At 72.7% G+C, this 12,084-nt stretch carries 16 protein-coding genes; 7 read left to right on the forward strand and 9 right to left on the reverse strand.

All coding sequences use genetic code 11. From position 1 onward, the window contains the following. Window positions 1–203: 203 nt before the first annotated feature. The 3 genes from ACIQWA_RS38320 to ACIQWA_RS38330 all read left to right on the forward strand — a co-directional run bounded on the left by ACIQWA_RS38320 (window position 204) and on the right by ACIQWA_RS38330 (window position 2,832). Window positions 204–956 (forward strand): DUF6215 domain-containing protein, encoded by a 753-nt coding sequence (locus ACIQWA_RS38320; protein WP_402491075.1) that lies wholly within the window; start codon window positions 204–206, stop codon window positions 954–956. Window positions 957–989: 33 nt separating this feature from the next. Next, on the forward strand, window positions 990–1,190 hold the full coding sequence (locus ACIQWA_RS38325; RefSeq protein WP_402491077.1) for a hypothetical protein: 201 nt from the start codon (window positions 990–992) through the stop codon (window positions 1,188–1,190). Between the two features lie 142 nt (window positions 1,191–1,332). Then, window positions 1,333–2,832 carry a PQQ-binding-like beta-propeller repeat protein gene (locus tag ACIQWA_RS38330; protein WP_402491080.1) on the forward strand — a complete coding sequence of 500 codons (1,500 nt, stop codon included), beginning with the start codon at window positions 1,333–1,335 and terminating at the stop codon, window positions 2,830–2,832. A 44-nt stretch (window positions 2,833–2,876) separates the two neighbouring features. Here the strand turns inward: ACIQWA_RS38330 and ACIQWA_RS38335 are convergent, their stop codons facing one another. Genes ACIQWA_RS38335 through ACIQWA_RS38350 form a run of 4 tightly spaced genes read right to left on the reverse strand, consistent with a single transcriptional unit; the run spans window position 2,877 to window position 4,535 of the window. Beyond that, window positions 2,877–3,101: a DUF397 domain-containing protein gene (locus ACIQWA_RS38335; protein WP_402491083.1), complete on the reverse strand. Its 225-nt coding sequence runs from the start codon at window positions 3,099–3,101 to the stop codon at window positions 2,877–2,879. A gap of 58 nt (window positions 3,102–3,159) precedes the next feature. Next, on the reverse strand, window positions 3,160–3,384 hold the full coding sequence (locus ACIQWA_RS38340; RefSeq protein WP_402491086.1) for a DUF397 domain-containing protein: 225 nt from the start codon (window positions 3,382–3,384) through the stop codon (window positions 3,160–3,162). Window positions 3,385–3,444: 60 nt separating this feature from the next. Beyond that, the gene (locus ACIQWA_RS38345) at window positions 3,445–3,678 is read right to left on the reverse strand and encodes a DUF397 domain-containing protein (protein ID WP_402491089.1); all 234 of its coding nucleotides are present in this window, start codon (window positions 3,676–3,678) and stop codon (window positions 3,445–3,447) included. Beyond that, entirely contained in the window at window positions 3,675–4,535 is an 861-nt protein-coding gene (locus ACIQWA_RS38350) for a helix-turn-helix domain-containing protein (RefSeq protein WP_402491091.1), read from the reverse strand. The genes ACIQWA_RS38345 and ACIQWA_RS38350 overlap by 4 nt, the downstream gene beginning before the upstream one ends. 172 nt (window positions 4,536–4,707) lie before the next feature. Here ACIQWA_RS38350 and ACIQWA_RS38355 point away from each other — a divergent pair, with 172 nt between their 5' ends. From ACIQWA_RS38355 to ACIQWA_RS38365, 3 genes are all read left to right on the forward strand, one after another. Next, window positions 4,708–5,121, forward strand: coding sequence for an ATP-binding protein (locus ACIQWA_RS38355; protein ID WP_402491094.1), 414 nt, complete (start codon window positions 4,708–4,710; stop codon window positions 5,119–5,121). A 42-nt stretch (window positions 5,122–5,163) separates the two neighbouring features. After that, on the forward strand, window positions 5,164–5,889 hold the full coding sequence (locus ACIQWA_RS38360) for a hypothetical protein (RefSeq protein WP_402491096.1): 726 nt from the start codon (window positions 5,164–5,166) through the stop codon (window positions 5,887–5,889). A gap of 111 nt (window positions 5,890–6,000) precedes the next feature. Continuing rightward, on the forward strand, window positions 6,001–6,810 hold the full coding sequence (locus ACIQWA_RS38365; protein ID WP_402491099.1) for an alpha/beta fold hydrolase: 810 nt from the start codon (window positions 6,001–6,003) through the stop codon (window positions 6,808–6,810). Window positions 6,811–6,899: 89 nt separating this feature from the next. Here ACIQWA_RS38365 and ACIQWA_RS38370 read toward each other — a convergent pair whose 3' ends face one another. Then, window positions 6,900–7,892 carry a helix-turn-helix domain-containing protein gene (locus ACIQWA_RS38370; protein WP_402491101.1) on the reverse strand — a complete coding sequence of 331 codons (993 nt, stop codon included), beginning with the start codon at window positions 7,890–7,892 and terminating at the stop codon, window positions 6,900–6,902. A 181-nt stretch (window positions 7,893–8,073) separates the two neighbouring features. On the opposite strand from ACIQWA_RS38370, the gene ACIQWA_RS38375 reads away from it, so the two are divergent. Next, a complete protein-coding gene (locus tag ACIQWA_RS38375) occupies window positions 8,074–9,462 on the forward strand; it encodes an alpha/beta hydrolase (RefSeq protein ID WP_402491104.1) in 1,389 nt (462 codons plus the stop codon). Window positions 9,463–9,538: 76 nt separating this feature from the next. On the opposite strand, the gene ACIQWA_RS38380 is transcribed toward ACIQWA_RS38375, so the two are convergent. From ACIQWA_RS38380 to ACIQWA_RS38395, 4 genes are all read right to left on the reverse strand, one after another. Beyond that, window positions 9,539–10,096: a hypothetical protein gene (locus tag ACIQWA_RS38380; protein ID WP_402491107.1), complete on the reverse strand. Its 558-nt coding sequence runs from the start codon at window positions 10,094–10,096 to the stop codon at window positions 9,539–9,541. After that, window positions 10,093–11,235 (reverse strand): serine hydrolase domain-containing protein, encoded by a 1,143-nt coding sequence (locus ACIQWA_RS38385; RefSeq protein WP_402491110.1) that lies wholly within the window; start codon window positions 11,233–11,235, stop codon window positions 10,093–10,095. The genes ACIQWA_RS38380 and ACIQWA_RS38385 overlap by 4 nt, the downstream gene beginning before the upstream one ends. Window positions 11,236–11,368: 133 nt before the next feature. Then, the gene (locus ACIQWA_RS38390; RefSeq protein ID WP_360242772.1) at window positions 11,369–11,695 is read right to left on the reverse strand and encodes a hypothetical protein; all 327 of its coding nucleotides are present in this window, start codon (window positions 11,693–11,695) and stop codon (window positions 11,369–11,371) included. 86 nt (window positions 11,696–11,781) lie between these two features. After that, window positions 11,782–12,045, reverse strand: a complete 264-nt coding sequence (locus ACIQWA_RS38395; RefSeq protein ID WP_402491113.1) for a hypothetical protein — start codon at window positions 12,043–12,045, stop codon at window positions 11,782–11,784. Window positions 12,046–12,084: the final 39 nt, after the last annotated feature.

Below are 12,084 nucleotides of genomic sequence, written 5' to 3' on the forward strand. Positions count from 1 at the left end.
GCCAACCACCGGCGACGCGCACACGCACGGGGCGAAGCCCCCGCGCGGCACGCGCGGCCGGAATCCCCGTCCCTTTAGGGCAGGGAGGAAGTCAAACGTCGTCCCCACGCGGGTGGGAGCCGGCCTCGGAGCCGGCCTCGGGGCCGGCCTCGGGGTCGGGGAATTCCGGTGCGGACGGGCGCCGACGGGGATAGGGTCCGCCGGTGACTGGTGATCGTGGGGGAAACGTGGAGACCGGCACCACCGAGCCGGAGCCCGCACCCGAGGTAGAGCCCGAGGCGGAGCCCGACCCCGAAGCCGACGCCCGGGCGCCGCGGGTGGGCTTGCAGGTCGCCCTTGCGGTCGTCCTGGTGGGGGCGCTGCTCGCCGGCCTCTGGTACCTGACCGGGGACGGCCGGGGCCTCGGGCCGAACAATGCGCCGGCGAAGTGCAGTCCGGCGAAGCCGACGGACTCGGCCAGGTACCCGGCGCTGTGCGCCGCGCTCAACCGCCCCGACCTGCCGGTGCTGATGGGCGTGCCGAAGGAGCGGGTGCTGGTGGCGCAGGCCGGGATGACGCTGGGCGGCGGGCCGGGCCTGGACAAGGACGGCTACGGCGCGGCGGAGGTGCAGTTCAGCGAGCTCTACGTCCAGCTCGCGGACAGTACGGACGTCGACGTGGACGACTACGCCCGGCTCTACCCGTCGGCGGACCCGCGCGCACCCGTCCTCGGGCACAAGGCACTGTTCTACCGCGCCCCCACGATGACGCTGTCCTTCTCCCTCGGCGGCGGCAAGTCCACCACGGGCACCGGCGCCCCCGCCCACGCGCTCGCCGTGGCGAAGAATCCGGACGGGAGCGGCGGCAGCTTCGAGCTCAGCGTCTGGCGCAAGGACTCGCTGCCGATCGACGACGCCGCCCTCTACCGCCTCGCCGAGGCGGTGCTTCCGGGCCTCCCGGGCTGGGCGTCGAGCTGACGACGGGCCGCGGCTGACGAGGAGGGGGCGGAGATGCTGGTGACGCTGACCGGCGGGGCCGGTGCGGGCAAGACGACGCCGGCCGTGGCGCCGGCGGCCACCGTCGGCCCGGAGCGGGTGCGGGTGCTGCACGGGGACGACTACTACTTCGCCGAGCCGGGCCGAGCGGGCGTGTGGGCACCGGACGAGACCGGGGTGCTGCGGCTGGACGTGGGGCACCCGCGCGATTCGTAACGATCGCGCCGGTCAGGGCCTCCCATGTGCAGGGCAGGACGTGGTTTTTCCTGCTCTTTGTTCAGGAATTTGCCCTGCTCTGCGACGATCCGATGATCGACGCCCCACTGCGGGGGCGGCGCTTCGCAGGGGAGAGACGGGCATGGCCGAGCGGCCCGAGGACAGCGTCGTCCGGGCAAGGTCGAGGTGGGCCGCCAGGTTCGCCGAGCACAGGGAGACCGGGGCCGTACTGACCGGCGGCGTGCTCGGGGCCCTGTTCGCGAGCATGGGCCTGGCCGTGCTGTTCGGCCCTGCGAACGGGTTCGGCGGCGAGAGCCTGGGCTACCTGGGCGCCATCAGCATCCTCGGCCTGCTGCCCTGCGGCGCCGGCTTCGTCTGGGCGCTGATCCACCCCAGGCGCGGGCTCCCTGCGGCGGCCGTCGGCACCGTGCTGGGCCTGGGGGTCTTCTTCTGCTTCGCCGGGGACGGCCTCAACGACTCCTGGAAGGCCCCGGCGGACCACCCGGCCACCGTCCGGGCCGTCGGCAGCTGGACCAACGGCAGCCTGGTGGTGCGGGTCCGTCCCGACCAGGTGGTGGCCTACCGCAGCAGCGGCGGGTCGGTGGCCTGGCAGTGGACGCCGCCGGGCTCCGACTCCGTGTGCACGATGAGCCGGGGGATCGGAGCGGGCGGCATCGGCCTGGTCGGGCACTCGCCGCACGGCAAGCCCTGCGCGGCGGTGACCTCGCTGGACCTCGCGGACGGCAAGCAGGGCTGGACCGCCACCGTGAACGCCCCCGCCCGGGACGGGGACAGCGCGGACTCCGACCTCGTCGCGGTGGCGGGCGCCCAGGCCGTGCTGCAGGGCACCGACGGCTGGCGGGCCGTCCGGCTGACCGACGGCCAGGAGCTGTGGCGCAGCGCGCCCGACGCCGGGTGCACCCCGATCGAGGTCGCGGGCGGGGACCAGGACGTGGTGACGGCCGCGGAGTGCGGTGACGGGACGGCGGTCGTGCGCACCCTGGCGCCCGGGGACGGGCAGGGGCGGACGCGGGCGGCCATGGCGGCCGAGGGCGGGCTCAAGAACTTCATGGTGGTGTCCGTCGACCCGCTCGCGGTCTGGGTCGACGCCCAGGCCGAGCGCGGCACCCACGCGGTGCTCAGCTTCGACCGGACGGGCCGCCGCCGCGCGGCGATCCCCGTCTCCGGGGACGAGTACGACCTGGACGTGATGCTGGGCGGGGTGCACGCCTTCGACGAGTTCACCGCCCGGCCCCTGCTCGGCGGGATGGTGGTCGGAGACCTGTTCATCGTGCCGGGGGAGCGGCAGGGCGACGTCAGCATCAGCGGCGGCCCGCACCCGAGCCGCACCGCCACCGGGCGGCTGGTCGCGTACTCCCTCGCGGACGGCACCAAGCAGTGGACGGCGGGCCTGGACGACCAGGTGACGGGCGTGCTGGTCGACGGGACGTCGGTGTGGGCGATGACCCGCGACAAGCTGACCCGGATCGACGCCGCGACCGGCCGGCAGAGCCGCGAGCTGGACGTCAACGACACTGCCTCGCTGTACCCGGTGGACCTGTCGGTGGCGGGCAGGGAGCAGTTCACGGTCGTCGCGGAGGACGGGACCAGGGACGAGCCGCCGGTCCGGGGGATCGGCTGAGGACGGCCCGGCCCGTTGGTGAACGGGCCGGGCCGGAGGGTCTGTTAGGCGGTGAAGCGGGGGTCGCGGGCTTCGATGGCCTGGATGAAGGCGGTCCACTCGGCCTGGTTGAAGGCGAGGTGGGGGCGGTTGGGGTTCTTGTCGTCGCCGAGCCAGACGTCGCCATTGGCGAAGCGGGCGATGGTCACGCAGTCGCCGTTGTCATCGGCGGAGAAAGGGGACTTGACCCACTGGGCGTCGGCGGGGTTGTGGTTGTACGGGTTGTGCATGATTGCCTCCCGATGGCCGGTGGCCCTGCTCGTTGTGTCGAGCAGGGCCACTGCCAGGTTAGGCGGTGAAGCGGGGGTCGCGAGCTTGGACGGCTTGGACGAAGGCGGTCCACTCGCTGTGGTTGAAGGCGAGGTGGGGGCGGTGGGGGTTCTTGTCGTCGCCGAGCCAGACGTCGCCGTTGTCGAAGCGGGCAATGATCACGCAGTCGCCGTTACCGTCACCGGAGAAGGGGGACTTGAACCAATCGGCAGAGGCCGGGTCGTGGTTGTACGGGTCGTGCATGAGACCTCCCGGTGGGCAGCGGCCCGGCTCGTTGGTGAACGGGCCGGGCCGGAGGGTCTGTTAGGCGGTGAAGCGGGGGTCGCGGGCTTCGATGGCCTGGATGAAGGCGGTCCACTCGGCCTGGTCGAAGGCGAGGTGGGGGCGGTTGGGGTTCTTGTCGTCGCCGAGCCAGACGTCGCCGTTGTCGAAGCGGGCGACGATCACGCAACTGCCGTTGTCATCGGCAGAGAAGGGGGACTTGACCCACTCGGCGTCGGTTGAGTTGTGGTCGTAGGGGTCGTGCTTCGCGCTCACGTCAGCTCTTCCAACTTGCGTTCAAGGACGGTGATGGTCTCTTCGGGCGACAACGCGTAGCGCTCAACACGAGCGATGGCCCGCTCGGCCCGTCGTACGTCGCGTCCCGTTCTGCGAGGGAGCATACCTCCGACGGCCTCGATGAAGACGAAGCCTCCATCAGGGTCACCGGGGAACCGCATCAGCACCACGCCTGAGGCCAGAATGCCAGGTCGGCCAGCGCTGAGCGGGACCATCCTGACTGTGACGTTGGGATATTGAGCGACCTTGATCGTGTGTCGGATCTGGTCTGCGAGGACCTGCTGATCACCTGCGACCAGCAGTGCGACTTCTCCGAAGTAGGCATCGAATTTGAGCGGATGGTCGTCGGTCAAGCGACTCTGTCGACGGAGGCGGACCTCGGCTGCGGCTTCGATCTGTTCGTCATTGGGAGCGCTCAAACTGGCTGCGATCATCTCAGTTGCGTAGCCCTCGGTTTGGAGCAGTCCGGGGAACGCGGCAGGGAAGTACTCCGAGATGTGAGAGGCATCGGCTTCGAGGTCGAGGTACTCGGCGAAAGCGGCCGTGATGCTGTCGGCGAAGTCCAGGCTGCGCCACCAACGCCGTGCAGGGCCTGCGGTGAGCAGACTCTCAATGTCCTCCCGCTCCTGGCCGGTAATGCCGTAGTGGTCCAGGAGGATCTTCAGATCGGCGCCACCGATCGGCTGCTGTGCGCGCTCTATTCTGCTGAGCCGGGCGGGGTTCCAACCCTTCAGCCCTGTCGTGGCGTCCGCCAGGGTCTTGTTGTTGTCCAGCCGCCAGGCGCGCAGCTCCTCGCCGAGGCGGATTTGCCTGATTGCGGACAGATCCTTGTTCAAGTGGCGCCCCTCCCCATCGGTGTGGACCGCCAGTCTTGCGGTTGTCTCGATCCGTTTCAAGATCCACGGAATTGTGATTGCGTTCGGGTTGCAGGTTCGAATTTACATCCGTCACACTCAACGTGACCGCACGGACACGCACCTGACGTCGTGTCGAAGCGAAGGGGCACCCATGTCCGCGTTGAGCACACCTCTCCTCCGCACCTCCGAGCTCACCCTCACCGAGCACTCCACCTCGGTCCGAACCGCCCGCCACCACATCCGCAACCAGCTGGGCTTCTGGGGCTACTTCGGCGACACGGTCGACGACCTCGTCCTCATCGGCTCCGAGCTCGTCACCAACGCCGTCGTCCACGCCTGCCAGGGCCACGGCGAAATCCGCCTCTACCTCCAGGAGTTCGGCGGCGACTGCCGCCTCGAAGTGTGGGACCCGCGCTTCGACCTGCCGCTCCAGAAGCCCCGCCTGCGCCGCTTCAACGAGGGCGGCCGGGGCATCCAGCTCGTCCGTGAGCTCTCGCTCGACTTCGGCGTCGTCGTCCGCCGGGGCTCGGGCAAGCGCGTCTGGGCGCGCGTCCTCCTCACCTGACCCCCGCCGACCCTCCACCTACCCCGAGGAAGTCCACCCGCCATGCACCCCGCCGCGATCGCCTTCCGCAACCCCGCCGCCCTGCACGCCCGTTGCGACTACGGCCGCCCCCGCCGGCTCTACTTCGAGCCCGACTACGAGACCTGCGCCGTCGTCCCCGACCCCGACGCCTGGGAGCCCCTGCCCGGCGGCTACCCCGAGCGGTTCGCCCCCGGTTACTTCACCCCCGCCTCCGGTCTGGTCGAGCTGTTCCGGCTCCCCGACACCGTCACCGACCGCGACACCCTCGCCGCCCTGGTCGAGACCCTCGGCGACCCCCACCCGATCACCCTCGGTGACGCCGAGGACCCGCCGGGCCTGCCCACCACCCACGTCCTCCCCGAGTCCGCCCGACGCCCCGGCCTCCACGTCGACAACCACCAGAACCTCCCCTACGGCGAGCGCCGGAAGGCCCGCCGACGACTCTGCGTGAACCTCGGCCCCGGCCCCCGCTACCTTCTCCTCGCCGACACCGACATCCTGACCATCTGCCGCTGCGTCCAGGACCGCTACGAGGACCACCACCCCTCCACCGACGACCTGCGCGCCTACCTCGCCCTGCACCGTCCGCTGCGCCTGCTCCGCCTGCGCATCGACCCCGGTGAGGGCTGGTTCGCGCCCACCTCCTTCCTTCCCTACGACGAGTCCACCGAGGGCCTCGCCCTGCCCTCCTCCACCTGCTCCTGGCTCGGTCACTGGGAGCCGCACCTCTTCGAGTCCCCGATCTGACCGGAGTCCGTTCCGCCTGACCGGACCGTCCGTCCCGCCTGACCGGACTGTCCGTTCCGCGTGCCTGTGTCAGGCTGGTGAGGGAGCACCGCCGAGATCGGGAGGCTCGTGATGGCCGAGATCAGGGTGAACGGGGTCGGGCTGCACTACGAGGCCCAAGGCGAAGGCCCCGGCGTCGTCCTGGTGCACGGCTCGTGGACCGACGGTGACTCGTGGGCCCGGGTGATGCCGGGCCTGGCCGAGTCCACCACCGTCGTCGCCTACGACCGCCGGGGCCACAGCCGCAGCGAGGACCCGCTGACCCAGGGCTCGGTGCACGAGGACGCCGCCGACCTGGCCGGGCTGATCGAGGGCCTCGGGCTCGCTCCGGCCTTCGTCGCCGGGAACTCGTACGGTGCGCTGATCGCGCTGCGGCTCGCCTCCGTCCGGCCCGACCTGCTGCGGGGCCTCGCCGTGCACGAGCCGCCCGGCACCGGCATCCTGCTCACCGACCCGGAGCTGCGGCCGATCGCCGCCGCCCTCGCCGGCCGGACCGCCGCCGTCCGGGAGCTGCTGGAGCAGGCGGAGTCGGCCGCGGCGGCGGAGCTGTTCGTGGAGACCGTCGCCTTCGGGCCGGGGGCGTGGGCCCAGCTGCCCGCGCCGGTGCGGCACACCTTCATCCGCAATGCCCCGACCTACCTGGACGAGCTGCGGGACCCGGATGCGCTGGATCTGGACCTGACCGCGCTCAGCGGCTTCAACGAGGCCGTGCTGCTCACGCAGAGCGACGACAGCCCGCCGATGTACGGCGAGGTGCTGGACATCATCGACCTCACCCTCCCGAAGGCGGAACGGCACCTCTACCAGGGCGCCGGTCACGCTCCGCACCTGTCGCAGCCGGAGGAATGGGTGCGGGTGGTGCTCCCGCGCGCGTTGGTGTGAAACGGACCTGAGGGGCGCGAAATCAGGAGCACGCGCCCGCTCATGCGCCCATCGCGGTGCGCCCCTCAGTGCGCTCCTCAGAGCGCATGTCAATGCGACATCACCAGCTCCTCCCCGCGCGGCGTCCGCCGGTACAGCACCTCCCGCCCGCTGCGCACCCGGCTGACCAGCCCCGAGCGGTGCAGCACCCCCAGGTGGTACGAGACCGTTCCGGGGCTGAGGAAGTGCCGGGCGGCCAGCGCCGCGGTGGTCGCCGGGTCCACCAGTGCGGCCAGCAGGTCCGCCCGGGTCGGCCCGACCAGCTGGGCCAGGGCGGGCGCGGGTGTCCGGGGCGCGGGTACGGACGGCGTGATCGGGTACATCAGCGTCGGCGCCCGGTGACAGCCGTCGACCGTGTCGAGGATGACGTGGATCGAGCGGCTGACCAGCGTCGGCATCAGCAGCACCATGCGGGCCGGCAGGTCCACCTCGAAGCGGCTCTCCAGCTGGATCAGCCCGTCCGACCAGGAGAGTTCCGGGGAGAGCGAGTTGAACAGCGACCCGGTGCCGTACCGGGCGACGTGCCGGCCCCGCTGGTCGATCTCGGCCTCCAGTACCGCGCGGGCGTCCGGCCAGTACGGGGCGACCGCCAGCTCCCAGTACCGGCCCAGCTCGTCCGCGACCCGCTCGGCGAAGTGGCGCGGGCCGCGCCGCAGCGCGCTCAGCACCACGTCCGGCAGCGGCCGGCCGGCCAGGTTGGCGGCGGGCAGCCCGTGGCGGACGGTGTCCAACTCGGCCAGCACCCGGTCCGGGTCGGCGCGACGGACGGCCTCCAGCTGCTCGGCGATCGTCGGGTCCGGCCCGGTCGGGTGCGGGGCGAGGAAGTCGGGGAGGTAGCCGCCGGCTCGCTCCAGCGCCAGCCCGGACAGCAGCTCCAGCCCCTCCCGGCGCAGCACCCGGCGGGACCGGCCGACCCAGGCGTACGGGCCGGTACGGGAGTTGAGCGCGGAGGCGGCCGTCAGGGTGTTGACCGCCTCGTGCAACGGCGAGACGACGAACCGGGTGCGGGCGAGCCCGGTCGAGTCGATCGTGAGCCGGATCATGGCGTCCACCCCTCTGCCAGCCTGCCGGAACGGTCGGGTTTGTCGTCCTTTCGGTCGTCAACCCTTCGACCCTGGTCGAATCCTGGCACGAATGCTCGCCTTCGAAGTCACCCGGGCGCAGGCTTCTTCCCGTGACCGCGTCAGGACGGACGCGGCGCGAGCGGAAGGAACCCCGACGAACATGACGAGCACGCGCGGCCGCATCGCCGCCCTGCTGGGCGCCGTCGCGGTGGTCGCCGGCACCACCCTGGCCGGCCCCGCCGTCGCCGCCCCGACCGAACCCCAGCGCCACGGCGGCGGCGTCACCGGGCAGGCACCCTGCCAGGGCGCGCCCGAATTCACCTGTGGAACCATCACCGTGCCGCTCGACCACAGCGGCCGGACCCCCGGCACCCTCCAGCTCGCCGTGGCGATGACCGGCAACGCCGACGCCCCCAAGGGCGACCTGCTGTTCCTCGCCGGCGGCCCGGGCCAGCCCGGCGTCCCGCTGATCCGCCGGATCGCGGGCAAGATCGCACCCGTCCTCAAGGGCTACCGCCTGATCATGTACGACCAGCGCGGCACCGGGGAGCGGGCCCTCCAGTGCCCCGGCCTCCAGGAGGACATGGGCTCCTCCGACCTCGCCTTACCCCGCAAGCAGTCCATCGCCGACTGCGCCGCCGCCCTCGGCCCGAACGCCCGCTACTACAGCAGCGCGGACACCGTCGCCGACATCGACCTGCTCCGCCAGGCCCTCGGCGACCGCCGGCTGACCCTGGACGGCGTCTCCTACGGCACCTTCGTCGCCGAGCGCTACGCCCTCGCCCACCCGGCGCACGTGGAGCGGCTGGTGCTCGACTCGGTGGTGCCGCAGGGCGGCTACGACCCGATGGACCTGGTCGCGCTGCCCGCCACCGCCCGGGTGCTGCGCACCGCCTGCCAGGCCACCGGCTGCACCACCGACCCGGCTGCCGACCTGGCCGCCACCGTGCGGAAGTACGGCAACGGCGCGCAGATCCTGGACGCGCTCACCAGCTACGAGTTCGCCGACCCCAACTACGGCGGGGTACCGGAAGCCCTGCACGAAGCGGCCGGCGGCAACCCGCAGAAGCTCCAGGCCTTCATCGACGACGTCCACAAGAACGACGCCGCCCCGGCCGAACTGCTCAGCCAGGGCCTGCACGCCGCCACCCTGTGCGCCGACGGGCGCTACCCGTGGGGCTCCTCGGACACCCCGGTGGCGGGCCGGGCGGCCGCGCTGGAGCGCACCCGGCAGCGGCTGACCGCCGAGCAGACCTGGCCGTACGACCCGGCGACCGCGACCGGCCTCGGCAGCCTGCTGGTCTGCCTGGACTGGCCGCGCGAGCCGGTGCCGCCGCTGCCGCCGGCGCACCGCAAGCTGCCCGACGTGCCGGTGCTGCTGCTCGGTGGGGACCGGGACCTCTCCACCCCGTACGAGTGGCTGTACCAGCAGGCGAAGCTGACGCACGACCCGCAGATCGTGATCGTCCCGGGGGCGGCGCACTCGGTGCAGACCCGGGCGGCCAACCCGGTCGGGCGGCAGGCGGTCTACGACTTCCTGCTCAAGTAGCCGGTCGGCTTCCTGCTCAAGTAGCCGGTCGGCGGTGGGCCGTTCCGCACAGGGGACGGAACGGCCCGGCGCCGGCTCAGAGTTCGGCCGCACCCCAGCCGTCGTCCGGCAGGGTGCCGTCCGGCTCGGGGCAGTCGGGGTGGTCGTAGCCCCAGAGGCCGACCTTGTACAACAGCCAGTCGTCCAGGGGCGGTTCGTCCCGGGCGATCCGGTCGGCCAGCACGAACGCGACCCGGACCTCCTCGGTCGGCGCCACCTCCAGGGTGCGCTGGTCGGGGATGTTCTCGTAGGTCACGGTCTCCCAGGCGAGGCCGGCCGCCGTCAGCGCGGCGACCAGCGCGGACTCGGTGACCCGGGTGTCGTACGTCAGCAACCCCGGGCCGTCCGCCGGGAGTTCGAGCTCCCCGTGCCAGGTCGGCAGCGAGAAGGAGCGGAGCCGGCGGCAGCGGCAGAACACCGTCCACGCGTCGCCCCAGCCGAAGGCGTGCGGCCAGCGGGTGCCCCTGTGGACCGGGCCCGAGTCGTACGGGTCGCCGAAGCGGGCGGCGAGTCGGGGCAGCGAGGCGTCGTAGCCCAGGCCGCCGAGGTCGGCGGTGGCGGCGAGTCCGATCAGCCGGTCGAGGAACGCCGTCACCCCAGGCACCCGCGCAGCGCCTCGATCAGCCGGTTGGCGCGGGCGTCGCCGTGGCCGATCATCCGGTTGGCGACGTAGCCGAAGCCGACGCCGAACTCGTCGTCGCCGAAGGCGAACTGGCCGCCGGCGCCGTCGTTGCCGAAGCTGCGCGCGCCGAGCAGCGGGCGGAACCCGGCGGAGTCCAGCAGCAGGCCGGAGCCCCAGCGGGCACCCAGGTCGAAGCCCAGGAAGCCCGCACCGGAGGAGACTTCGCGCACCGCGTCGGTCAGGGTGTCGGCGGACAGCAGCCGGGGGCCGCCGTCCAGGCCGGTGGCCGCGGCCGCGTAGAGGCCGGCCAGCCCGGTGGCGGAGGCGACCGCGCCCGCGCCGGGGAGCTCGATCGCGTGCAGGGCCGGGTCGTTCCAGCCGTGCGGCACGTCCAGGCCGGGGAAGACCAGGGCGCCGTTCATGGTGACGATCCGGGTGAGCAGGTGCTCGGGGCCGGGCATCGGGCGGCGGCCGTCGGCCTCCACCAGCCGGGCCAGGCGCGGGAGTTCGCTCTCCGGCAGGCCGATCCACAGCGGCAGGCCGAGCGGCTCGGCGATCTCCTTGCGCAGGAACGCGCCCGGGGTCAGGCCGGTGATCCGGCGGATCACCTCGCCGACCGCGAAGCCGAACACATGGCCGTGGTACTCGTAGGTGGTGCCCGGCTCCCAGAGCGGCTGCTGGGCCTCGATCGCGCGGATCACCGGCTCCCAGGCGGCGACCTCCTCGAAGGGAAGCACCGCGTCCAGCGCCGGGATGCCGGCCCGGTGGCCGAGGATCATCCGGGTGGTGATGTCCTGCTTGCCGTGGCGCGCGAACTCGGGCCAGTAGCGGGCGACCGGGGCGTCCAGGTCGAGCCGGCCCCGCTGGGCGAGCAGCAGGGCGCTGATGCTCACCGCGCCCTTGGCGCAGGAGAACACCGGGACGACGGTGTCCTGCGTCCAGGCCCGGCCGGTGCGTTCGTCGGCGGTGCCGCCCCACAGCTCGACCACCTTGCGGCCGCCGACGAAGACCGTGACGGCGGAGCCGAGTTCGGGGAAGTCGGCGAAGTTGCCGGCGAAGGCGTCGGCGACGGCGCCGTAGTGTTCGTCGACCCAGCCCTGGTAGTCCTGCATGGTGTACCGCCCGCTCCGCGTGCTCCAAGATCGTTGACCGGACCACGGTACGGCGTCGGGACGGCCGGGGCGAGGGGAATTCCCGGGGCGGGGAGGGTGGTACGGATGGGGCGGCCGGGACGGGCCGTCCGGCTCAGTCCGCGGCGGGGTCGTACAGCGGCAGGAAGTTGACCACCGGCTCCTCGTAGGGGTGGGCGGCGCGTACGGCCGCCAGTACGGCGGCGGCCTGCTCCCGCTCGCAGGAGGACTCCACCCGGCACTCCTCGGCCCGTTCCACCTCGCCGGCCGTGCCCAGGTAGGGCCGGGCGGCGGGGGAGGGCAGCCAACTGCCGGTGATCCGCCAGACGCTGGTGCAGCGGGCGTACTCCCCGAGTCGGCCGGCGCCGGCGGCGTGGAGGGCGTCGACGACCTGTTCGACGTGGCTCTCGGGGACGGAGATCTCGATCTTCACGCGGGTCATGCCGGGGACTCTAGCGGGCGGCCGGTCGGGTCGGTCCGGTCGGGCGGGTCGGTGGGTCGCTCCGGCGAGGCGTGTGCCGGGCGCGGTCAGCGGGGGAAGCGGAGGACGAGTTCCTCCCAGAGCCGGCGCTCCAGGGGGCTCAAGCGGTCGGTGGCGAGGGCTTCGGGGTGGCCGGACGGCAGGGCCGGGTGCGGGTCTGGAGCGGCGGTGTGGGTGGCGGGTACCCGGGCGGGCCCCGGACAGTAGGGGGGCGGGGGTGCCCAGCCCATCAGGTATCCCAGGTCGCCGACCCCCTGCCACCAGCGGAGCAGGGCCGGGATGGCGGTGCGCCATCTCGCTCGGTGCGGCATTGCGGTTCCTCCACCGTCCGTGGGTGCCGGTCTCCCAGC

The sequence above is a fragment of the Kitasatospora sp. NPDC098652 genome (genome assembly GCF_044760155.1).
GTDB lineage: Bacteria > Actinomycetota > Actinomycetes > Streptomycetales > Streptomycetaceae > Kitasatospora.

What these genes read in the sequence shown, in the direction of transcription:
- ACIQWA_RS38325 (WP_402491077.1), top strand. Translation starts at nt 990, where the DNA reads ATGCTGGTGACGCTGACCGGCGGGGCCGGTGCGGGCAAGACGACGCCG.
- ACIQWA_RS38355 (WP_402491094.1), top strand. Translation starts at nt 4,708, where the DNA reads ATGTCCGCGTTGAGCACACCTCTCCTCCGCACCTCCGAGCTCACCCTC.
- ACIQWA_RS38340 (WP_402491086.1), bottom strand. Translation starts at nt 3,384, where the DNA reads ATGCACGACCCGTACAACCACGACCCGGCCTCTGCCGATTGGTTCAAG.
- ACIQWA_RS38390 (WP_360242772.1), bottom strand. Translation starts at nt 11,695, where the DNA reads ATGACCCGCGTGAAGATCGAGATCTCCGTCCCCGAGAGCCACGTCGAA.
- ACIQWA_RS38370 (WP_402491101.1), bottom strand. Translation starts at nt 7,892, where the DNA reads ATGATCCGGCTCACGATCGACTCGACCGGGCTCGCCCGCACCCGGTTC.
- ACIQWA_RS38360 (WP_402491096.1), top strand. Translation starts at nt 5,164, where the DNA reads ATGCACCCCGCCGCGATCGCCTTCCGCAACCCCGCCGCCCTGCACGCC.
- ACIQWA_RS38385 (WP_402491110.1), bottom strand. Translation starts at nt 11,235, where the DNA reads ATGCAGGACTACCAGGGCTGGGTCGACGAACACTACGGCGCCGTCGCC.
- ACIQWA_RS38330 (WP_402491080.1), top strand. Translation starts at nt 1,333, where the DNA reads ATGGCCGAGCGGCCCGAGGACAGCGTCGTCCGGGCAAGGTCGAGGTGG.
- ACIQWA_RS38335 (WP_402491083.1), bottom strand. Translation starts at nt 3,101, where the DNA reads ATGCACAACCCGTACAACCACAACCCCGCCGACGCCCAGTGGGTCAAG.
- ACIQWA_RS38395 (WP_402491113.1), bottom strand. Translation starts at nt 12,045, where the DNA reads ATGCCGCACCGAGCGAGATGGCGCACCGCCATCCCGGCCCTGCTCCGC.
- ACIQWA_RS38375 (WP_402491104.1), top strand. Translation starts at nt 8,074, where the DNA reads ATGACGAGCACGCGCGGCCGCATCGCCGCCCTGCTGGGCGCCGTCGCG.
- ACIQWA_RS38365 (WP_402491099.1), top strand. Translation starts at nt 6,001, where the DNA reads ATGGCCGAGATCAGGGTGAACGGGGTCGGGCTGCACTACGAGGCCCAA.